The organism is Burkholderia sp. RS01 (assembly GCF_039748055.1).
Lineage (GTDB): Bacteria > Actinomycetota > Actinomycetes > Actinomycetales > Micrococcaceae > Arthrobacter.
The window spans coordinates 79311-99865 of sequence record NZ_JBDLAK010000016.1; the positions used below are offsets into that span (position 1 = coordinate 79311).

Consider the following 20555-nt stretch of genomic DNA (forward strand, 5'->3'; position numbering starts at 1 on the left):
TGGCACGGCGTAACGCCAGGCCGACCGGTTTTACTTAGGTAAGCCTTAACTAATAAAATCTTCCGGGTGACCACACAGCTCGATTTCGAGCGGGTGTCCTTTGCCTCGGATCTTGCGAGCCACGGGGACAGGCCCGCCATCCTCGCCGGCGACTTCGCCCTGACCTACCGGGAGCTTGCCGACCGCGTCGATGCCCTCGCGCTCCGGCTCGGCACCGAGCGGCGCCTGGTGGCGTTGGCCGCCGCCAACGACGTCGATTCGCTGATCGCCTACCTGGCGGCCCTAGTCTCCGGCCACCCGCTGATCCTCCTGCCGGAGGACAAACCCGCAGCCCTGGACTCCATCGTTGCGGCCTACGAGCCCGACGTCATTCTGCGCTCCGGAGACGGGCAGCCCGTGCTGGAGGAGCGCCGCCCCGGCACCCGGCACGAGCTGCACCCGGACCTTGCGCTCATGCTCAGCACGTCCGGCTCCACGGGCTCCCCCAAACTGGTGCGCCTGTCCCACGCCAACCTGCAGGCCAACGCGGAGTCCATTGCCGGGTACCTGAACATCGGCCCGGATGACCGCGCGGCCACGACCCTGCCGATGTCGTACTGCTACGGGCTGTCCGTGATCAACAGCCACCTGCTCCGCGGGGCAGGCCTGGTGCTCACGGACGTGTCCGTGGTTGATCCGTGCTTCTGGGAACTGTTCCGCAGCCGCCGGGCGACGTCATTCGCGGCCGTTCCCTACACCTTTGAGCTGCTGGAACGGGTCGCCTTCGCTGAGATGGATCTCCCCAGCCTGCGCTACGTGACCCAGGCCGGCGGCCGCCTCGCACCCGAGATGGTGCAAAGCTACGCCGGGCTCGGCCGCCGGCGCGGCTGGGAACTCTTCGTGATGTACGGCCAGACGGAGGCCACGGCCCGGATGGCCTACCTTCCTCCCGATCTGGCAGCCACGGTCCCGGGTTCCATCGGCGTTCCCGTGCCCGGCGGGGCGTTCCGCATCGACCCCGTGCCCGGCCTGGAGCACGGCGAACTCGTCTACACCGGACCCAACGTCATGCTCGGGTACGCCGAGAGCCCTGCGGACCTCGCCGCGGCCAGGACCATCAGCGAACTCCGCACCGGCGACCTCGCCCGGAGGCATCCCGCCGGTGTCTACGAAGTGGTGGGCCGGCGCAGCCGGTTCGTCAAGATCGTGGGGCTCCGGGTCGACCTCGGGCAGGTGGAACGGATCCTGGCCGGCCTTGGCGTGCAGGCGGCGAGCGCCGGCACCGACCAGGGCGTCGTGGTCGCCGTCGAGGGCGACCACGACACGCACCTGCTGGCCAAGGTCCTCGCGCAGGGAATCGGGCTGCCCCGGGCGGCACTTGAGCTGCACGCCGTCGAGCATCTCCCCCGCCTGGCCACCGGCAAACTGGACTATCCGGCGGTCCTTGCGCTGTCCGGAAACGGCGTGTCCCACAGCAACCGGCCCGGAACTGAGCCGGCGGCGAGCTCTTCGGGGGCCGCCGCCGGGCCCGACAACGTCCTCAGCATCTTCCAGGACACGCTGGAGCTCACGGAGATCGCGCCCGGCGATACGTTCGTCTCGCTGGGCGGGGACTCGCTGTCCTATGTGGCGGCGTCCGTCAGGCTGGAACAGGCGCTGGGGCACCTCCCGCAGGACTGGCACGTCACCCCTGTCCGGGACCTGGAACCGCGACTGCGCGATGTGCCGGAGCGCAGCCTGCCGGGGCGGAGCGGTGTGTCGGGGCGGAAGATGCGGCGCTTCTTGGTGCCGCTGGAAACCAGCATCGTGCTGCGGGCTGTGTCGATCGTGCTGATCGTCAGCACGCACGTCGGATTCTTCAGCTGGCAGGGGACAGCCCACGTGCTCATGGCGGTGGCCGGCTACAACTTCGCGCGGTTCCAGCTGTCCGGGGAACAGCTGCCCCGGCTCCGGCGGCAGCTTGCCAGCCTGGCCAGGGTGGTGGTCCCCAGCATGGCGTTCATCGCGTTCGCCTACCTCATCACCGACAGGTACAGCCTCGCCAACATCGTGCTCCTCAACGCCGTTATCGGGCCGGAGGCGGTGACCACCCAGTGGCACTTCTGGTTCATTGAGGTGCTTGTCTACCTGCTTGCGGGCATGACCGCCCTGCTCGCGATTCCCTGGGTGCACCGCGCCGAGCGTCGCCTTCCGCTGCTCTTCCCGCTCGTCCTCACCGGGGCAGGGCTGCTCACGCGCTACGAGCTGGTTGATCCCGGCGTGCCGCACACCGCGCCCGCCCTGTGGCTCTTCGCCCTGGGCTGGGCCGTCGCGCGGTCCCGGACCGCGGTTCAGCGCTGCGTCGTGTCTGCCCTTGCCGCCGCGACGGTTCCCGGTTTCTTCGAGAATGCCACCCGGGAGCTTACGGTGGTCGCGGGGATCCTGCTGCTCATCTGGCTGCCAACCCTGCCGGTGCCGAAGGTCTTCGGCCGCCTGACCATGCTGCTGGCCAGCGCCTCGCTCTACACGTACCTGGTCCACTGGCTGGTCTACCCTCCGCTGGCCGGGATCAGCCCCGCCCTGGCCGTGGCGGCATCGCTTGCCGCCGGCGTGGCCTACTGGGCGGTGTGCACACGGGTGATGGGCACGGCGCACCGGTGGAAGACCAACCGGCGGCGGCAACGTGCCGGCAGGATCCGGCCTCAGACCGCCTGAAGCGCCCGGGGCGTCGGCAGGGCACGCGACGCCACGGCCGAGACCAGCATGGACCCGGCAGCCATCACCGGGTCGATGACCGGAATCCCGAGCCTGCTCCGCAGGACGTCCGCCATGCCGATGCTGGTCAGCCCGGTGCTGGCCTCCACGATGACATCCGCGCCGGCGTCCACCAGCATGTGGGCGGCGGCCAGGGCGTCGAAGATCCCCGTCGGCATGAGGAACCCTTCCGGAGTCTCCACGCTCTCCGGGCCGTCGATCAGCAGCATCCGCTCCCCCAGGGCGTCCGAGATCGGGCTCGGCACCGAGTCCTTGAGGCCCAGCACCCCCACCCGGCCGCCGAACGTGAGCGCGGCAGCAGCAGCCGCGGAACCGGCACCGATCACCGGAACGTTCACCAGGCCGCGCACCTCCGCCAGGCCCGGATCGGCGGCGCAGCTGACGATCAGGGCATCAACGTCGCCGGCCATGTCGAGCGCCAGTTCCACGACCTTCGGAACGGCGCGCTGCAGCGACTCGGCGTTGTGGACCCCGGACGGCTGGTCCGGGACGCACCGGGACGTTACCTCGAAGCCGAAGGTTTCCTGCAGCAGCCTGCCGTGGGAGTTCAACAGTCGCCGGTCCGACGTCGTCAAAACCCGGATGATTCCTACGCGCATGGTCCATGCCTTCCCCGAGTGGATCATTTGGTTCCACAGTAGCCAGCCAATATTTCGGCTGGTTTACCGCGAAATGACCATCGGAAACATCCCCGCCCCTTTGAGCGCGAACGAACATTTGGGCAACGGGATCAGGACTGGCGCACGCGCAGCAGCTCCGGCACAGGCACCGTGTCCGCGTCGTCCGCGTAACCCGCCGCCCCGCGCAGCGTGGCCCGCACGGCATGCCCGACGACGGCACCCAGCCCGCCGTCGTCGGGCTCTGCCTTTTCCATCACGGTTTCCCGGACGGTGCGCTGCTCCGCGGCGCCGGTACCGCGCGCAATGATCTCCTCGACGCCCTGCCTGGCGAGCTCGAGCTCACCGTTCTCGGCCAGGACCGGCTCGAGGAAATCGACGAGCGAGCGCGCTACGTCCGCGGCGGGTGCGGGCCGGAAGCTGCCGAAATCCAGCAGCTCGCCGCGCAGGCCGAAATTACTGGCCTGCCACGCCGCCATGCGCAACAGCACGGTGGGGACCGGTGCCGGCTCCACGCCTTCGCGCCATTCCCTGCCGGCGGACTCCACCAGCGCGCGGACCAGGACGGCGATCAGCGCGGCGTCCTCGGCACGGAGGCAGACGTCGGCCACCCGGACCTCCACCGTGGGGTGGTTCCGGGAGAGCCGCGCATCGAAGTAGATCATGCCCTCATCCAGCAGCACACCGCTGTCCAGCAGGCGGGTCACCACCCGCCGGTACGCCGACAGGCTGCCGTAGATGGCGGTGGGGCCGGACGTCGGCCAGCGGTTCCAGGCCTGGGTGCGGTAGCTCTCGAACCCGGTTTCCACGCCCTGCCAGAACGGGGAGTTGGCGCTGAGGGCAATCAGGACAGCCAACTTGTCCCTGATCCGGTCCAGGACCGCCACGCCTTCGTCCTGGGATTCGATGAAGGTGTGGACGTGGAAGCCGCAGGTCAGCTGTTCCTGGGCGGTCAGGCCGAAGCGCTCGAGCATCCGGGCGTACCGCGGGTCCGGGGTCGTGTGGCTTGCGAGGGACAGCGGGGAGGTTGCCAGCGCCGCCACCCGCGCGCCCTGCCGCTGGGCGGCATCATCCGCCATCGCCCGGCCGGCGCCGATCTGGCGGAGCAGTTCCGCATAGTCCAGGCACGGCCGGGTCTGGGTTTCGATCTGTTCGAGCTTGAGTTCAGCGCTCAAGCCCATTTCGTCGTCGCAGGCGGGTTTGGTCTGCTTCTGCAGCAGCCGGGGCTTGTCCGGAGCGTCGTCGGCCGCGAGTTTGCGGCCGGCCAGCAGCGCATCGGCGAGCGCGAGCGGTTCGCCGCTGTCCGGATCCACGATCAGCAGTTCTTCCTCGACCCCAAAAGTCCGCATGCCTACATTGTGCGCCAGACCGGCCAAATCGTCCCCGACATGACGAAGCGCGAACGAGCACTTGTGGCCCTCAAATCCTCCCGGAGCGGTCGTTGTCTGCCAGTTCGCGCCCTCGGGCGGGGGCTTAAGTGTCCGTTCGCGCCCTGCGTTAGTCCTGGAAGTACTCGATCTTGGCGCCGATCGTGTTGAGCCGCTCGGCCAGGTCCTCGTAGCCGCGCTCGATCACATAGATGTTGCGCAGTTCCGACACTCCCCGCGCCGCGAGCATGGCCAGGAGCAGGCAGGCTGCCGGGCGGAGGGCCGGCGGGCAGCCCACCTCGGCGGCCCGCCAGCGGGTGGGGCCGTTGACGTAGATCCGGTGCGGATCCAGCAGTTGCACGCGGGCGCCCAGCTTATTCAGCTCCGTGAGGTAGATGGCACGGTTCTCGTAGACCCAGTCGTGGATCATGGTCTGGCCCTCCGCGTTGCCCGCAATGACAGCGAAGAACGGCAGGTTGTCGATGTTCAGCCCCGGGAACGGCATCGGGTGGATCTTGTCCTCCGGCGCGCGCAGTTCGGAGGGCCTGGTGGTCACGTCCACCAGCCGGGTGCGTCCGTTGCGGGCCATATACTCCCCGGAAACCTCCAGCTTCTGGCCCATCTGCTCCAGGGTGGCAAGCTCGATTTCCATGAATTCGATGGGCACCCGGCGGATGGTCACCTCGGAATTGGTCACGATGCCGGCAGTGATGAGGCTCATCGCCTCGATCGGGTCCTCGGAAGGGAAGTATTCGATGTCGACGTCGATGGACGGCTTGCCGGTGATCTTCAGCGTTGTGGTGCCCACGCCGTCGATCTCCACGCCGAGCCTCTGCAGGTAGAAGCAGAGGTCCTGCACCATGTAGTTGGGGCTGGCGTTCCGGATGATGGTGCTGCCGCAACGGTGGGCGGCGGCCATGATGGCGTTTTCCGTGACCGTGTCCCCGCGTTCGGTCAGCACGAAGGACCGGTCAAAGCTGTCCGACGGCGGCGCCTGTACGGTGTAGAAGCCGGCGGTGGCCTCCACCGACAGCCCGAACTGGCGCAGCGCCTGCATGTGCGGCTCCACGGTGCGGGTGCCCAGGTCGCAGCCGCCGGCGTAGGGAAGCCGGTACTCGGCCGACTGGTCCAGCAGCGGCCCGAGGAGCATGATCACGCTGCGGGTCCGGCGGGCGGCCTCGACGTCCATGGACTCGAGGTCCAGGACTGCGGGCCGACGGAGCTGGAGATCGTTGTCGTTGAGCCAGATGCATTCGACGCCGATGCTGGTGAGCACCTCGACGATCCGGTTAACTTCCTCAATCCGGGCCAGCCGGCGCAGGGTGGTGGTGCCGCGGTTGATGAGGCTGGCGCAGAGCAGCGCCACGCCGGCGTTCTTGCTCGTGTTGACGTCAACAGAGCCGGAGAGCGTCCGGCCGCCTTCCACACGGAGGTGGGTCATCTGGGACTTGCCGAGCTGGACGATGCTCCGGCCAAAGATCGCCTCGAGGCGCTGGATCATTTTCAGGCTCAGGTTCTGCTTGCCCTGCTCCATCCGGGCAACGGCACTTTGGCTCGTCCCGAGCTCGGCCGCAAGCTGCCCCTGCGTCCAGCCGTTCTGCCCCCGGGCGTCGCGGAGCATGAGGCCGACCTGTTCAGCAGTCTGTTGTGTCATGATGAAAAAATATCACTAATGATGTATTGCTACCGAGGAAACGCCTAAAGTGCCGTAAATGTCACATTCATACCCGCTTCATGCGATAAAAGTAATCCTCCCGTTATCTGACCTGCGCCAGCAGCAACGCGTCCCGGCTCGGCACGCCGGGAGGCCTTGACCGGAGGAGGCATCCGGAGCAAGCTAACGCTACCGGCTGGGGTCGTTATCGGAACGGGAGGCCGCATTGTTCACCTTCACCTCCGCGGTGTTCAGCAAGAAACGCCCTCCCCGGCCGCAGGCGTCCGTGATGCTCTCCTTCGTGATCACAACCGTCCTGGGCCTGGTGCCCGGACCCCGCGTGGATGGAGGTCCGGTGCCTGCGGGAGACTGGCCCGCTGCCCAGTCGTCTACCGCCCAGCCTGCCGTCCCGCCGTCGTCATCTCCCTCCCCCCTGGCCCAGCCGTCGGGCGCACAGCCCCCCGGCGCACAGCCCTCCGGGGCTCAACCATCCGGGGGCGGCGGGGTCCTGCTGGGCAACGACGTTTCCTGGCCGCAGTGCAACAAGGCCCTGCCCGAGGACGCGGCGTTCGCAATCGTGGGCGTCAATAACGGGCTGGCTAACACCACCAACCCGTGCCTGCACCAGCAGCTCGACTGGGCGGATGACTCGCTCGGCGGAACCGGCCAGCCCACCGTGGCCCTGTACGTCAACACCGCCAACCCCGGCACGGCCGGGACCTGGTGGCCCACCAGCAACGAATATGGCGGCAAGACCGTAGCGAACCCGTACGGCGAGTGCACGGAAGGAAAGAAGGACGCACCGTGCTCCTACATGTACGGCTACGCCAAGGCCTTCGACGACGCCTACCTCCGCAGCATAACCAACCCCGAGGACTACCTCTGGTGGCTTGACGTCGAAACCGGGAACACGTGGTCCGGGGACAAGACCGCCAACCGGGCGGACCTCGAGGGCATGACGGACTTCTTCCAGAGCATCGGGGCGACCGTGGGCATCTACTCCACCGGGTCCCAGTGGGGGCAGATCGTCGGCCAGGTCACTGCGGACAGCAGCCTGTATGACCTCCCGAGCTGGCTCGCCGGTGCCCGCACTGCGACCGGGGCCAAGAACAACTGCGCCGCCTCACCCCTCACTCCGGGCGGCAACGTGGTCCTCACCCAGTTCGTCGCCAAGGGCTTCGACTACGACTACTCCTGCCTCTAGCGGGGCACCGGCCGCTAGAATCTGGCCATGCATACCATCGACGGCGTCCGGCCAGCCGAACCAAGCGAGGCCGAGGCCCTGGCCCGGCTCCATCTTGAGTGCTGGCGCGAGACGTACTCGGGGCTCCTGTCCCCCGCATTCCTCGCGGCACAGCGCGTGGAGGAACGGCTGGCCCTGTGGCAGCGCCTGCTGGCCGGCCCGCACGCGGAGCGTCAGTTCGTGGCCATGAGCGGCGGACGCCCGGTGGGATTTGCCGGCTCACTTCCGCCGGCGGAAGGCCGGGACGTGGCCGAACTCTGGGGCATCTACCTCCTGAAGGCTCACCACGGCACGGGGCTGGGCCAAAAGCTCCTGGACGCAGCGCTCGGAGCCGGGCCGGCGGCGCTCTGGGTTGCGGAAGACAACCCGCGCGCCCAGGCGTTCTACCGCCGCAACGGCTTCACCTTCACCGGCGCCCGGGAAACCATTGACGAATGGGAGGGGCTACCCGAGCTGCGGATGGCTCGCTCCTGAAGCCCCTGGGCCTAGGACCCTTCGAGCCACACCATGTTCCACGTGCCCGCCCACAGCGCGGCGCTCACGGCTCCTCCTGCGATCAGGGCGCCGCCCAGCAGTACCCAGATGTCCAGCCCGCTGTACGTTGATTCGCGGGCCCAGGTCCGGCTGGCGCCGCCGAAGCCGCGGGCTTCCATGGTGACGGCCAGGCGGGTTGCCCGGCGGATGGCCTGCACCAGCAGCCCGAAGCTCTGGCCCAGGGTGGCGCGGAGCCGCTGCCACGGGTTGCCGCGGGACCCCACTCCACGGGCCCGGCGCGCCATGCCGATGGTCTGCCATTCCTCCGCCATCAGCCCCACCAGCCGCATCGCCGCGAGTGTGCCGAGCACGAAGCGGTGCGGCAGCCTCGCCTTCTGTGCCAGCGCGTCGGCGAGGTCCGTGGGGTCGGTGCAGCTCATCAGGAGCACCGCGGGCAGCGCGATGGCGAGGCCGCGGAGCAGGAAACCGAGCCCCAGCTCCAGGGAACCTTCGCTCATGGACCAGAGTCCGACGTCGAGCAGCACCTTGCCGCTGTCCGGCGCCAGGATGGAGGTGCTCCAGCCGCCGACGGCCGCCGCGAGGATCAGCGGCCAGCCGCGCTGCCACAGCAGCGTGAAGGTCAGTCCGGCCAGCGGGAACAGCAGGATCTCGCACACCAGCGCCACGGACGCGGACATCCAGTCGATGGACAGCGCCAGGACCAGCGTGATGAGGAAGACCGCCGCGAATTTGGCCAGCGGGTTGGCCCGGACCAGCACGGCCTGGTTGCCGGCGAGGGTCAGCGCGTCCCTCATGGCGCGGCCTGTTCAGGAGCCCTGAGTTCACGGCTGCCCAGCCGGAGCTCGGTGCCGCCCAGGACGTGGGTGAACTCCTCGTCGTGCGTCACGGAGACCACGGCGGTTCCGGCGTCGAGCAGTTCGGACAGGAAGGAGGCGAGCTCGGCCCAGGTGTTGGCGTCCTGGCCGAAGGTGGGTTCGTCGAGGACCAGGACCTGCGGGTGCGCCGCCAGGACGGTGGCCACCGAGAGCCGGCGCTTCTCTCCGCCGGAGAGGGTGTATGGGTTGGCGTCCACGAGCTCGGTCAGGCGGAGCCGTTCCAGCAGCTCGTCCACGCGTTCCTCGCCGTGGCCCAGGTGCTTGGGGCCGAACTGGAGCTCGTCCAGGACCCGGCCCGTGACGAACTGGTGCTCGGGTTCCTGGAACACCGTTCCAATCCTGGCGATCAGCTGCTCCGCCTTCCATTTGTAGGGGTCGATCCCGGCGCCGCGGCTCAGTTCCACTGCGGCGGACACCGTGCCGGCCACGGGCGGAAGCAGTCCGGCGAGGGTCAGCGCGAACGTGGACTTGCCGACGCCGTTTGGTCCGGTGACGGTCAGCGCCTCACCGGCGCGGACCTGTGCCGCGACGTCCCGCAGGACGGGAACGGGCGGGACGGACTTGAAGCCGCGGCGGCGGGGACGTTCGCGCGAAACCGCCAGGTCCTCGGCGGCGAGGAGCAGCTGGCCGGAGGCAACGGCCAGCTCCCCCGGCATGTTGGCGGCAGCAAGGCCCGCGGCTGCTGCAGTGCCGCCAAACGTCCGCAGCCGCGTGGCCGGAACGTAGCCCGGCACCCAGACCCCGGCGGCGGTGAGCATGCCGCGTGCCTGTTCCAGGACCTGGTCCGGGGGGCCGTCGATCAGCACGGCCGGCCGCGTGGCGGACCCCGGCTGCAGGACCACGATCCTGTCCACGAGGTCCTTCCACACCGCCACCCGGTGCTCCACGACCACAAGCGTGGCGCCCGTCTTGTCGAGGCAGCGCCCCACGGAGTCCCGGACTTCCAGCACACCGGCCGGGTCAAGATTGGCCGTGGGCTCGTCCAGCAGGATCAGCCCGGGACGCATCGCCAGGATGCCGGCCAGCGCAAGGCGCTGTTTCTGCCCGCCGGACAGCGCCGACGTCGGATGGTTCAGCGGCAGGTGCACCAGCCCGACGTCGTCCAGCGCCTCGTGCACGCGCGCCCAGATCGCGTCGCGGGGAACCGAGAGGTTCTCCGCGCCGAACGCGACGTCGTCGCCGAGGCGGGAGAGCACCACCTGGGTTTCGGGGTCCTGCTGCATGAGGCCGGCGCGGCCCCGCCGGGTGTGCGGCGGCTCGCCGTCGATCAGGAGGCTGCCGGATTCGTCCGCGTCGTCGCTGTCTGGGGTGCCGCCGTCGGCTGCTGTCACGTTTCCGGAGGTACTGTCGCCGAGCACGCCGGCGAGGGCGTGGAGCAGCGTGGATTTGCCGGCGCCGGAGGGGCCCAGGAGCAGGACGCGCTCCCCGGGACGGATGTCCAGGTCCAGCCCGTGGACTGCCGGCCTGATTCGTCCGGCGTGGCGCCAGCCCCAGCCGCGGGCGGTGACCGCGGCGGGGCGGACACCGCCGTCGTGAGGTGTGGGCATCAGGAGAAGACGGGCTCCGTGGCTGCCTTGCGGGACGCGAACGAGCTCAGCACGCCGGTTTTGGCCAGGGCGCGGGTGGCGACCCAGGACAGGGCGCCGGCAATGATCGCGCCGGAGATGGAGGTGAAGATGATGTACGCGAGCTTGTCCCCTGCCGTGTAGGCGATGTTCCAGCCCCACGGGAGGAACGAATCGTTCAGGCCGCAGAACAGGCCGGCGCCGGCTCCTGCCAGCAGCGACCCGGGCAGGTTGAATTTCTTGTACATGAAGGCGGCGAACACCAGCTCAGCGCCGAGGCCCTGCAGGACGCCCGAGATGAGCACCGTGGTGCCGTACTGGGATCCCATGATCAGTTCACCGGTGGCGGCAACGGTCTCACAGAACAGCGCCGCGCCCGGCTTGCGGATGATGAGCATGCCGAGCACGGCCGGGATCATCCAGCCGCCGGCGTAGAGCCCGGAAAGGGGCGGGTAGACCGCGTTGACCGGAGCGGAAATGAGGTTGGCGCCCTGGGACCAGGCCCAGAAGATCACGCCGCCGGCAACGGCGATCAGTGCCGCCACCACGATGTCCGTCACGCGCCAGTTGTAACCGGTCTTCTTGATTGCTGCAGTTGTCATAATGTCCTCCTGAGGAACAGGAGGGGAAAGCGCTCCCCGGCTGCGGGTGGTTGGGCCGCCAGCTGCCGGACACTTTGAGAACTCGACTCCCTTGCGCCGGTACTAGCCGGATCAGGTTCGAGGGTCTGCGGCTGTCCGCACTCTCAGCGCCCATCCGCGGTTCGGCTGGCAGTTGCCAGTGATCCCCGACGGCGGCGCTCCCCTGTCGTAATAAATCTGCCCTTGTGGGCTGATCCAGTTTACACCGGGACGGCCCCGGAAGACCGGGGGCAGGTGTCACAATCCGGGAGTTTCCGGCGCCTGCCGGTTACCGGTCCGGAGTACATTGGGGCCATGACACAACAGGACTCCGTCATTGGCGCAGCGACCGGCTTCGACCCCGACTCCCCCGACGAACAGCCCGCAGGTTCCCTGGAGGCGCTGATCGCCGAGATCGAGGCGCAGATCGCCGCGCTGCAGTTTCCCGCCTTCAGCAAGGACGACGCCCTCAACCTGGGCCTCCTGCTGGTTGAACTCGGCAAGAAGGGCAACCTGCCCATCGCCATCGACATCACCAAGGGCGAACAGGTCCTGTTCCACGTGGCGCTCGAAGGCGCCACGCCGGACAACGAGGGCTGGGTCAAGGCCAAGCAGCGGACGGCGGCACGCTACGAGGAACCGTCGCTGCTGGTGGGCCTGCGCGGCAGGGTGGGCGGCGGCCGGATCGAGGACAACGCCTGGTTCGACCAGTCCACCTATGCGGCCCACGGCGGCGCCTTCCCCGTCTATGTGCGCGACGTCGGCGCGGTCGCCATTGTCACGGTGTCCGGGCTGCCACAGAAGGCCGACCACGATCTGGTGGTTCAGGCGCTGACGGAAATCCACCAGTCCATGCGGCTAGGCTAGGGGAAGTCCAGAATTCAAGACGCTAGGAGTCCCTGAATGAATTTCTTCATCAAGCTGCTTGGTACGGGCGTCAGCCTGCTGGCCGGGTTCGCCGGCACCAAGGCCGTGGATACCATCTGGGAAAAGACCACCGGCCGGAAGCCGCCGAAGGGCGGCAAGGACGACGTCCCCACCACGCTGCGTTCGGCGCTGACGTTCGCGCTCATTTCCGCATCCGTGAGCGCCGTCATCCAGGTGCTGGCCAACCGCGGCACGCAGCGGGCCATCACCCGCTTCGCCAAGAGCCAGGACATCGTCTAGCCCACGCTGGTTGAGCCGGCCGCTGGTTGAACCTGCCGGAACCCGCGGGCCGCGCTCAATCGGCGGTGCGGTTCCCGCCGTCGCGCTTCGCGTCCTTGGCCGCCTGGGCGGCCTTCAGCACCACGGCTTCCAGCTCATCGCTGCTGAGCAGCTCCCTGTGGAGGTGCTTGGTGCGGTAGCCGGCCCGGCCCACCATGTGGGCGGAAACCGGCACCGTCAGCAGCTGGAAGATCCACGCCACCAGCAGCACCGGCCACACCCACCAGGTGCGCAGCTGCAGCCCCACCGCGGCCAGCAGCAGGAACAGCCCCAGCACCTGCGGCTTGGTGGCCGAGTGCATGCGGCTCATGAGGTCGGGGAAGCGCAGCAGGCCAATGGCTGCGGCCAGGGACATCACTGCCCCCACGATCATGAAGACGGCCGAAACCGCGTCGATCACAGTGTCCACGGTGGTGGCCTCAGGATTCATTGGTCTGCTCCCGCCGGTCGGCCACGAACCGGGCCACCGTGACCGAACCGATGAAGCCGATGATGGACACGGCCACGAGCAGCATCAGGTTGTTGAGGTGCCTGTTCACGGCCATGTCGATGCACAGCGCCGCTCCGAGAATGGCCAGCAGCACGTCGGCCGCCAGCACCCGGTCCAGCAGGGAGGGGCCGCGGGCGATGCGCACGATTGCGCCTGCCGCGGCGAGGGACAGGACCACTGCCGTGACGGTCAGGACCAGCTCCATCATGCGCCAACCTCCTGGTTCAGGGCGGCAAGTTCTTCTTTGGATCCCATGACCCGGATGAGCCCTGCCTCGGTGTCCCGGACCTCCTTGCGGAGCTTCTGCACGTCGTCGGCGTTCCGGACGTTCAGCCCGTGGATGTACAGCGTGGACGTGGACCTGTCGACTTCCACCACCAGTGATCCGGGGATCAGGGAGATGACGTGGCCGGTGGCGGTCACCATGAGGTCGGAATGGCTCCGCAACGGCACGGCGACGACGGCGTTGGTCACCTTGGGCCCCTTGGCCACGGCCAGGTAGAAGACCTGGAAACTGGCGGCCACCACCCTGCCAAGGAACATGACGGCGAACGGAACCGCCCGGAGAACGTTGAACCGGCCGCTCAGCTCCACGGGCGGCAGGTAGAAGAGGCGCGCAACTGCGGCGGCCAGCAGGGCTCCGAACAGCAGGTTGCCCGGGCTGAAGTCCTGCCAGAGGGCGCCCCAGACGATCACGAGCCACACGAGCAGCGGCAGTTCCTGCCGCAGGGAGATTCGCTGCCGGCTCATTTCCCACCGCCGCCCAGGGCAAATCCCGGAACAGGCGCGTTCTCGCCTAGCACCGACTGGATGTAGGCTGACCTGTCCAGCATGACCGCCGCGGACTGGTTTGCCAGGTCAAACAGCGGGCCTGCGAAAACGGTCAGCGCCACGCCCAGCACCACGAGCCCGAGCGTGGAGCCCACCATGGTCCTGGGCAGCAGCGTCACGTTGGACCTGCCCGCGCGATCGCCGGTCGCTGAGTCCTTGGCCTCGGCGAGCAGCACGGGATCCGGGTGCTCGGCGTCCTCGGGTTTCCGCCAGAACGCACGGTTCCAGACGCGGGCAACCGCCAGCAGGGTCAGAAGGCTGGTCAGCGTCCCTCCGATGACCAGTGCGTAGGCCAGTGGGGTGCCCAGCCCGATGCCTGCCTGCATCAGCCCGAGTTTGCCCAGGAATCCTGAGAACGGCGGAATGCCTGCCAGGTTCATGGCGGGCACGAAGAACAGGAGGCCCAGGAGCGGGGACAGCTTGGCCAGCCCGGCCAGCCGGTCCACGGAGGAGCTTCCGCCGCGCCGTTCAATCAGGCCGGTGACCAGGAAGAGGCTGGTCTGGATGGTGATGTGGTGCGCCACGTAGTACACGGCCGCACCGAGCCCGGCCACGGAGGACAGCGCGAGGCCGAACACCATGTAGCCGATATGGCTGACCAGCGTGAACGAGAGCAGACGCTTGATGTCGCTCTGGGCGAGGGCGCCAAGGATTCCCACCACCATGGTGAGCAGCGCGGCCACCATCAGCGGCGAATTGAGGCTGTCCCCGGGGAAGAGGAGGGTTTCGGTGCGCACCATGGCATACACGCCCACCTTGGTCAGCAGGCCGGCGAACACGGCGGTCACGGGCGCGGGAGCCGTGGGATACGAGTCGGGCAGCCAGAAGGACAGCGGGAAGACGGCCGCCTTGATCCCGAAGGCGACGAGCAGCATGACGTGCAGGAGGGTCTTGGTGCCTTGGTCGAGCTCCCCGAGCTTGATGGCCAGATCGGCCATGTTGATGGTGCCGGTGGCGCCGTAGATCATCGCGATGGCGATGAGGAACAGCACGGAGGAGACCACGGAGACCACCACGTACGTGACGCCGGCCCGGATGCGCGGGCCCGTGCCACCCAGTGTCATCAGGACGTAACTTGCCGTCAGCAGGATCTCGAAACCGACGTAAAGATTGAACAGGTCCCCGGAGAGGAAGGCGTTGGAGACGCCCGCCACCAGGATGAGGTACGTGGGGTGGAAGATTGAGACGGGGGCGTCCTGGTCGCCGTCGGCCATGCCCTGGCCGGTGGCATACACCAGGACCGCAAGGCTCACCGCGGAGGAGACCACGAGCATCAGCGAGGAGAACTGGTCCACCACCAGGACGATTCCCCAGGGCGGCAGCCAGCCGCCGATGTTGACCGCCTCGGTGCCGCCGCCCCAGACAGACGCCAGCAGCCAGCATTCCAGCAGGAGCGTGAGCGACAAAAGGGCGATACTGACGGTGCGCTGGGCGTGGGAATGCCGGATCAGCAGGAACGTCAGCGCGGCGCCCAGGATGGGAAGTACGACGGCGAGCGGGGCAAAGCTTGCGATGTTCACTTCACACCTCCTTCGGGGCCGGGGTGGACGTTGGCGGAGCCGGGTTTTTCCTCGAGGGCGGCGTCCTCTGCGGGAATCGTCTTCGCGCCGGCCTTGACGGTGGCCGACGAGGCGCTGCCTGCGGAGTCGCCGTCCGCCGCGTCGCCGGCGGACGAATCTGTCACGCCGGTTCCGTCGGAGCCGAGCATGGTGAGCGGAAACTCCGAGGTCTCCACGGGGATGACGGCGTCGTCCTCCGCGTCGAAACTCGGTGTTTCCGCCACGCGGCGGTCCTCGACGTCGTCCTGGATCTCATCCTGGCGGGCCAGCACCCAGGTCCGGTAGATGATGCCGAGCATGAAGGCGGTCACGGCGAAGGAAATCACGATCGACGTCAGGATCAGGGCCTGGGGCAGGGGATCGTTGTAGGCGCGCGGGTCCGTGTCCTTGCTGAAGAACGGAGCCAGGCCCGCGTAGCCGCCGGTAGCCAGGATCAGCAGGTTGGTGGCGTTGACCAGCAGCATCAGGCCCAGAAGCACACGCGTCAGGCTGCGTTCCAAAATGAGGTAAATGCCGCAGGCGTAGAGCGCGCCCATGACCGTCAGCAGGGTCAGGTTGACGCTCATGCCTTGCCCCTTGCCGTGGTTTCGGCCGGGATGCCGCCGGGCTCCCGCTCATCGGGCGGCTGGTCTGCCGGTTCCCCGTCCCGGCCGGGCTGGTCCGGCTGTTCCTCAAAGTGTTCGTCGATCTCCGCGCCCAGGCTCCGCAGCACATCGAGCACCAGCCCGATCACCACGATGTAGACGCCGATGTCGAAAATGGTGGACGTGACGAACTTGATGTCGCCGAAGACCGGCAGCCAGAACTGGAGGATGGCGCTCTGGAAGACCTCGCCGCCCAGGAGGACGGGAGCAACGCCGGAGGCCGCCGCCGTCGCCAGTCCGATTCCCAGCAGTGTTCCCGCGCTGATGGGCGTGGCCTCCCGCAGCTCAAAGCGGCCGCCGGCCAGGTACCGGAGCGTCAGCGCCAGGCCCGCCATGAGCCCGCCGGCGAAGCCGCCGCCTGGAAGGTTGTGGCCCGCCAAGAGCAGGTACAGGGAAAAGATGATCATCGAATGGAAGATCAGCCGGGTGACCACCTCGAAGATGATGGAGCGCCGCTCCGGCGCGAGCGTGCGGCCGGCAACCAGCCAGGCGTCCCGCGTCGAGTCGGCAAATTTCCGGCTCAGGGCCAGTGCCGCGCCGTCCCGGGAAGACTTGTCGACGCCGGTCCGGCGGCCAACGGTGCCCTCGGCAACGGTCGACGACGTGCGGATCCGGTCACCGCGGCCCCTGACGAAGATCAGGCTGGCGACGCCCGTGGCGGCCAGCGCCAGCACGGAAATTTCGCCGAACGTGTCCCACACCCGGATGTCGACGAGGGTGACGTTGACGACGTTCAGCCCGCCGCCGCCCTCATAGGCGAGTTTCGGGAACTCCAGGGACACCGGAGTGGCGATGCGGGCGCCCATGGCGTGGATGGCGACGAAGATCATGGTGACGCCGAAGGCCAGCCCGATGATCACGCGGACCACCCTGTACTTGCCACCGGTGCGGTCCCGCAGTTCGGCGGGAAGGCTGCGCATGGCGAGCACGAACGCAACGAGGATGATCGTTTCCACGAGCATCTGCGTCAACGCGAGGTCAGGCGCACCCTGGAGCGCGAACATCAGGGCGATGCCGTACCCGGTCACCGAGACCATGAGCACCGCGAGGAACCGCTTGTTGGCCCGGACGGCGGCCAGCGCCCCGATCACGATCCCCGCTCCCGCCACCAGCTGCAGCGGGGAGTTGGGATCCACGAAGTACAGGCCCTCCGGCAGCGGCTTGTTCGCCGCGATCAGGGCGGTCAGCGGGAGCACGAAGGCGACGCTCAGGATCACGGCGAGGTAGAAGTACAGCGAACCGCGCTGCGTGCGTCCGGTGATCCAGACGGCGACGTCGTCCAGGGCGCCGATGGTCAGTTGGTAGCCGCGGTCGGCGTCGACCCATGCCGGGACGGCGCTCTGTGCGCGGTCAACGAGCACGCGACCGTAGAACATGGCCGCGCCGAGCGCGAACGTCACCGCCGTCAGCCCCAGCGCGGGGGTGAATCCGTGCCACAGCGACAGGTGGCCCGCGGCGGCTGCCGCAGTGCCGGCGTCGGACGCTCCCCCGGCGAACAGCGCCGCATACGGCTGGATCCAGCCGTCCACCGGAGCTGGCCAGAGACCGTAGGCGACGGTCAGGACGCTCAGGATGGCCGGCGCCGCCAGGAAGGACGGCCTGATGGGTGTGAACGGCGTGCGGTCCACTCCGGGTTTCACGGCGAAGGCGCCCCACATGAACCGCGCGCTGTAGGCAAACGTGAGCACCGAACCGGCCACCACACCTGCGAGCACCACCGCGCCCCAGGGCCCGTAGTCCGGATCGCCGGCGAAGTGGACGAACGCTTCGAGCACGGACTCCTTGGCCACGAAACCGCCCAGCAGCGGCACGCCGGCCATGGACGCGGCGCCGACCCCGGCCACCACGGCGAGGGCGCGGGAGGACCGGAAGACGCCGGAGAGCTCGCGGATGTCGCGGGTGCCGGCCTGGTGGTCGATGATTCCGACCACCAGGAACAACGTGGCCTTGAAGAGTCCGTGGGCGAGCAGCATGGCGAGGCCGGCGAGCGCCGCGTCGGGTTTTCCGAGCCCGACGACCATGGTGAGGAAGCCGAGCTGGCTGACGGTGCCGTAGGCCAGGATCAGCTTGATGTCCGTCTGGCGCAGGGCCCGGTAGCCGCCCACCAGCATGGTGGCCAGCCCTAGCCCCAGGACCATGGGCAGCCAGAACGCGGTGTCGGTGAACCCCGGGGCCAGGCGGGCCACGATGTAGACGCCGGCTTTCACCATGGCGGCCGCGTGCAGGTAGGCGCTGACGGGGGTGGGTGCCGCCATGGCTCCCGGGAGCCAGAAGTGGAAGGGAACCAGCGCGGACTTGGTGACCGCACCGATCAGGATCAGAACGACGGCGGCGCCCACGGCGCCTGCTGCCTCCCCGGTCACGAGCTCCGGCGCCCGCGCCAGGATGGCCGAAATCCGGTAGGTCCCCGCGCTGGTGCCAAGCATGATCAGCCCGACGAGCATCGCCAGGCCGCCGGCAGTGGTGACCATGAGCGCCTGCAGGGCGGACCGGCGGGCCGCCAACCGCGTGCGTGCGTACCCGATCAGGAGGTAGGACAGGACGGTGGTGAGTTCCCAGAAGATGAAGAGCATCAGCAGGTCATCCGCGGTGACCAGCCCGAACATGGCCCCGGCGAAAGCCAGGAGCTGGGCACCGAACCCGCCCAGGTAGCTGTCCTTGTTCTTGAAATAGCCGGCGCAGTAGACCAGCACCAGCGCGCCCACACCGAGCAGCAGGAGGGACATGACCCACGCGAGGGCATCCATGCGGAACGCGAACTCGATGCCGAGGCCGGGAATCCAGGGGATGGTTTCGGCAGATTGGCCCGCGCCTGCTCCGGCGGACTCCGCGGCGGGCCCGTAGACGGCGCCGTACTGAAGGAGCAGCCACACGAAGGAACCGGCAGGCACGGCGGCCAGGGCGTAAAACGAACTCCGGCGGAATTTCCGGAAGATGAACGGCGCCGCAGCAGCCACTGCAAAGTGCACGGCAAGGACTGTGATCACTGGTATCTCCGCAAAGTCAGAAATTCGATTGTCAAAGGTTGGAGCAGGCGGTCATTCGTTGGGTTCGGTCCGGACAGTTTATCAAGGGGGCACGGACAGTTTTCCCGCCGGGGCGCGAAGTTAGCCCATGTTTCGCCAGCCCACGGGAGAGTTTCCGTCCCGTGTTCGCCGCGGGCGGATAGCATCGCCGTATGAACTCCGCCGCCGCGCCCGAAGCCACGCAGCCGTCCTCGGAACTCGAAGCCGGGAACCAGGCATCCAGCAAGGGACGCATCCTTGCCTGGGCGGCGTGGGACTGGGGGTCCGCCGCGTTCAACGCGGTCATGACCACGTTCGTCTTCACCGTGTACCTGACCTCCAAGGCCTTCGGCGGCGAGGACCAGGCCTCGGCGGTGCTTGGCGGGGCGCTGGCCGTCGCAGGGGCGGCGATCGCCCTGCTCGCACCCGTCACCGGCCAGCGCTCGGATACCGGCGGACGGCGCAAGCTGTGGCTGGGAGTCAACACGGCCGCCGTCGCCCTCCTGACCGCCCTGTGCTTTTTCGTGTTTCCCCGGCCGGAGTTCCTCCTCCTGGGGGTTTCACTGATCGCCCTGGCCAACGTGTTCTTCGAGTTCGCGGGCGTCAACTACAACGCGATGCTGGCGCAAATTTCCACGCCGCGGAACATCGGCAAAATCAGCGGCTTCGGCTGGGGCATGGGCTACCTGGGCGGCATCGTGGCCCTGCTGATTGTCCTCCAGCTCTTCGTCCAGCCCCGTTTTGAATGGTTTGGCGCCTCAACCCAGGACAGCCTCAACATCCGGCTCGTGGCGGTGTTCTCTGCCCTGTGGTTCTTCATCTTCGCGCTGCCCGTGCTCTTCGCGGTCCCGGAGCTGCCCAAGCCCCAGCGCGGTGCCCGCCTCGGGTTCCTGGCCTCCTACGGGCTGCTGGGCCGGCGGATCAAGGCGATCTACCGGACCAGCCCGCACACCATCTTCTTCCTGCTCGCCAGCGCCATCTTCCGCGACGGGCTGGCCGCCGTGTTCACGTTCGGCGGGATCATCGCGGCGGGAACCTTCGGCTTCGAGCTGTCGCAGGTCATCTTCTTCGCCATCTTCGGCAATGTCGTGGCGGCCGTGGGCGCCATCATCGGCGGCTTCCTGGACGACAGGGTCGGCCCGAAAGCGGTGATCCTTGGATCGCTGACGGGGCTGCTGGTCGCGGGCAGCGTGATCCTGGTGCTGGGCAACGGCGATTACGTCTTCTTCGGGATGGAGTGGGCAGGCAGCACCACGTTCTGGGTGTTCGGGCTCTTCCTCTGCCTGTTCGTGGGCCCGGCCCAGGCGTCCTCCCGCGCCTACCTGGCCCGGCTGGCCCCACAGGGCGAATCCGGCGAACTTTTTGGCCTGTACGCGACGACGGGCCGGGCCGTCAGCTTCCTGGCGCCCACACTGTTCACGCTCTGCATCGCCGTGGCCACTCCCCTGGTGGCCGAAGGGAAGGCCCAGCGCTGGGGCATCCTGGGCATCATGGTGGTGATCCTTGCCGGGTTCCTGGTCCTCCTCCCGGTGAAGGCGCCCAGCGAAACCGAGATCGCCGTCGTCCCCCAGTCCTAGCGCGAAGTCCCGGCGCCAACGCCGGGCGCGAACGGACACTTAAGCCTCCGTTTCCGGCGCGAATCGGGCCGTAA

18 protein-coding genes and 1 riboswitch are annotated in these 20555 nt (G+C 68.2%); of the genes, 6 read left to right on the plus strand and 12 right to left on the minus strand.

The features are described from left to right. Nucleotides 1-66 precede the first annotated feature (66 nt). A complete protein-coding gene (locus ABFP37_RS15380) occupies nucleotides 67-2673 on the plus strand; it encodes an AMP-binding protein (protein ID WP_347034075.1) in 2607 nt (868 codons plus the stop codon). Here ABFP37_RS15380 and ABFP37_RS15385 read toward each other — a convergent pair. The 3 genes from ABFP37_RS15385 to ABFP37_RS15395 form a co-directional block, all read right to left on the minus strand. After that, entirely contained in the window at nucleotides 2661-3332 is a 672-nt protein-coding gene (locus ABFP37_RS15385; RefSeq protein WP_347034076.1) for an aspartate/glutamate racemase family protein, read from the minus strand. The two genes, ABFP37_RS15380 and ABFP37_RS15385, sit on opposite strands and share 13 nt — an antisense overlap. A gap of 131 nt (nucleotides 3333-3463) precedes the next feature. Further along, nucleotides 3464-4699, minus strand: a complete 1236-nt coding sequence (locus ABFP37_RS15390) for a glutamate--cysteine ligase (protein WP_347034077.1) — start codon at nucleotides 4697-4699, stop codon at nucleotides 3464-3466. Nucleotides 4700-4847: 148 nt separating this feature from the next. After that, a complete protein-coding gene (locus ABFP37_RS15395) occupies nucleotides 4848-6371 on the minus strand; it encodes a UDP-N-acetylglucosamine 1-carboxyvinyltransferase (RefSeq protein ID WP_078026947.1) in 1524 nt (507 codons plus the stop codon). A 226-nt stretch (nucleotides 6372-6597) separates the two neighbouring features. Here ABFP37_RS15395 and ABFP37_RS15400 point away from each other — a divergent pair, with 226 nt between their 5' ends. Continuing rightward, nucleotides 6598-7575 (plus strand): hypothetical protein, encoded by a 978-nt coding sequence (locus ABFP37_RS15400; protein ID WP_078026946.1) that lies wholly within the window; start codon nucleotides 6598-6600, stop codon nucleotides 7573-7575. A 27-nt stretch (nucleotides 7576-7602) separates the two neighbouring features. Further along, complete coding sequence (locus ABFP37_RS15405; RefSeq protein WP_078026945.1) at nucleotides 7603-8088, plus strand: GNAT family N-acetyltransferase; 486 nt, start codon at nucleotides 7603-7605, stop codon at nucleotides 8086-8088. A gap of 11 nt (nucleotides 8089-8099) precedes the next feature. Here ABFP37_RS15405 and ABFP37_RS15410 read toward each other — a convergent pair whose 3' ends face one another. From ABFP37_RS15410 to ABFP37_RS15420, 3 genes are read right to left on the minus strand one after another with little or no spacing between them, the layout of a single operon-like run. After that, nucleotides 8100-8903 carry an energy-coupling factor transporter transmembrane component T gene (locus ABFP37_RS15410; protein ID WP_347034078.1) on the minus strand — a complete coding sequence of 268 codons (804 nt, stop codon included), beginning with the start codon at nucleotides 8901-8903 and terminating at the stop codon, nucleotides 8100-8102. Further along, nucleotides 8900-10531, minus strand: a complete 1632-nt coding sequence (locus ABFP37_RS15415; RefSeq protein ID WP_347034079.1) for an ABC transporter ATP-binding protein — start codon at nucleotides 10529-10531, stop codon at nucleotides 8900-8902. Before ABFP37_RS15415 ends, ABFP37_RS15410 begins: the two co-directional genes overlap by 4 nt. Continuing rightward, nucleotides 10531-11151 carry an ECF transporter S component gene (locus ABFP37_RS15420; RefSeq protein ID WP_347034080.1) on the minus strand — a complete coding sequence of 207 codons (621 nt, stop codon included), beginning with the start codon at nucleotides 11149-11151 and terminating at the stop codon, nucleotides 10531-10533. Before ABFP37_RS15420 ends, ABFP37_RS15415 begins: the two co-directional genes overlap by 1 nt. A 70-nt stretch (nucleotides 11152-11221) precedes the next feature. Continuing rightward, nucleotides 11222-11365: riboswitch (TPP riboswitch) on the minus strand. Between the two features lie 119 nt (nucleotides 11366-11484). On the opposite strand from ABFP37_RS15420, the gene ABFP37_RS15425 reads away from it, so the two are divergent. Together ABFP37_RS15425 and ABFP37_RS15430 are read left to right on the plus strand one after the other, a co-directional pair. Beyond that, on the plus strand, nucleotides 11485-12036 hold the full coding sequence (locus ABFP37_RS15425; RefSeq protein ID WP_347034081.1) for a heme-degrading domain-containing protein: 552 nt from the start codon (nucleotides 11485-11487) through the stop codon (nucleotides 12034-12036). Nucleotides 12037-12072: 36 nt separating this feature from the next. After that, the gene (locus ABFP37_RS15430; protein WP_078026940.1) at nucleotides 12073-12336 is read left to right on the plus strand and encodes a DUF4235 domain-containing protein; all 264 of its coding nucleotides are present in this window, start codon (nucleotides 12073-12075) and stop codon (nucleotides 12334-12336) included. Between the two features lie 55 nt (nucleotides 12337-12391). Here ABFP37_RS15430 and mnhG read toward each other — a convergent pair whose 3' ends face one another. Genes mnhG through ABFP37_RS15460 form a run of 6 tightly spaced genes read right to left on the minus strand, consistent with a single transcriptional unit; the run spans nucleotide 12392 to nucleotide 18886 of the window. Continuing rightward, nucleotides 12392-12805, minus strand: coding sequence for a monovalent cation/H(+) antiporter subunit G (mnhG, locus tag ABFP37_RS15435; protein WP_347034082.1), 414 nt, complete (start codon nucleotides 12803-12805; stop codon nucleotides 12392-12394). Continuing rightward, on the minus strand, nucleotides 12795-13073 hold the full coding sequence (locus ABFP37_RS15440; protein ID WP_078026938.1) for a monovalent cation/H+ antiporter complex subunit F: 279 nt from the start codon (nucleotides 13071-13073) through the stop codon (nucleotides 12795-12797). Before ABFP37_RS15440 ends, mnhG begins: the two co-directional genes overlap by 11 nt. Next, nucleotides 13070-13615 (minus strand): Na+/H+ antiporter subunit E, encoded by a 546-nt coding sequence (locus ABFP37_RS15445; RefSeq protein WP_078026937.1) that lies wholly within the window; start codon nucleotides 13613-13615, stop codon nucleotides 13070-13072. Before ABFP37_RS15445 ends, ABFP37_RS15440 begins: the two co-directional genes overlap by 4 nt. Next, on the minus strand, nucleotides 13612-15216 hold the full coding sequence (locus ABFP37_RS15450) for a Na+/H+ antiporter subunit D (RefSeq protein ID WP_347034083.1): 1605 nt from the start codon (nucleotides 15214-15216) through the stop codon (nucleotides 13612-13614). Before ABFP37_RS15450 ends, ABFP37_RS15445 begins: the two co-directional genes overlap by 4 nt. Beyond that, nucleotides 15213-15821 (minus strand): Na(+)/H(+) antiporter subunit C, encoded by a 609-nt coding sequence (locus ABFP37_RS15455; RefSeq protein WP_347034084.1) that lies wholly within the window; start codon nucleotides 15819-15821, stop codon nucleotides 15213-15215. Before ABFP37_RS15455 ends, ABFP37_RS15450 begins: the two co-directional genes overlap by 4 nt. After that, on the minus strand, nucleotides 15818-18886 hold the full coding sequence (locus ABFP37_RS15460) for a Na+/H+ antiporter subunit A (RefSeq protein WP_347034085.1): 3069 nt from the start codon (nucleotides 18884-18886) through the stop codon (nucleotides 15818-15820). The genes ABFP37_RS15455 and ABFP37_RS15460 overlap by 4 nt, the downstream gene beginning before the upstream one ends. A 191-nt stretch (nucleotides 18887-19077) precedes the next feature. Here ABFP37_RS15460 and ABFP37_RS15465 point away from each other — a divergent pair, with 191 nt between their 5' ends. Beyond that, nucleotides 19078-20481 carry an MFS transporter gene (locus ABFP37_RS15465; RefSeq protein WP_347034086.1) on the plus strand — a complete coding sequence of 468 codons (1404 nt, stop codon included), beginning with the start codon at nucleotides 19078-19080 and terminating at the stop codon, nucleotides 20479-20481. Nucleotides 20482-20555: the final 74 nt, after the last annotated feature.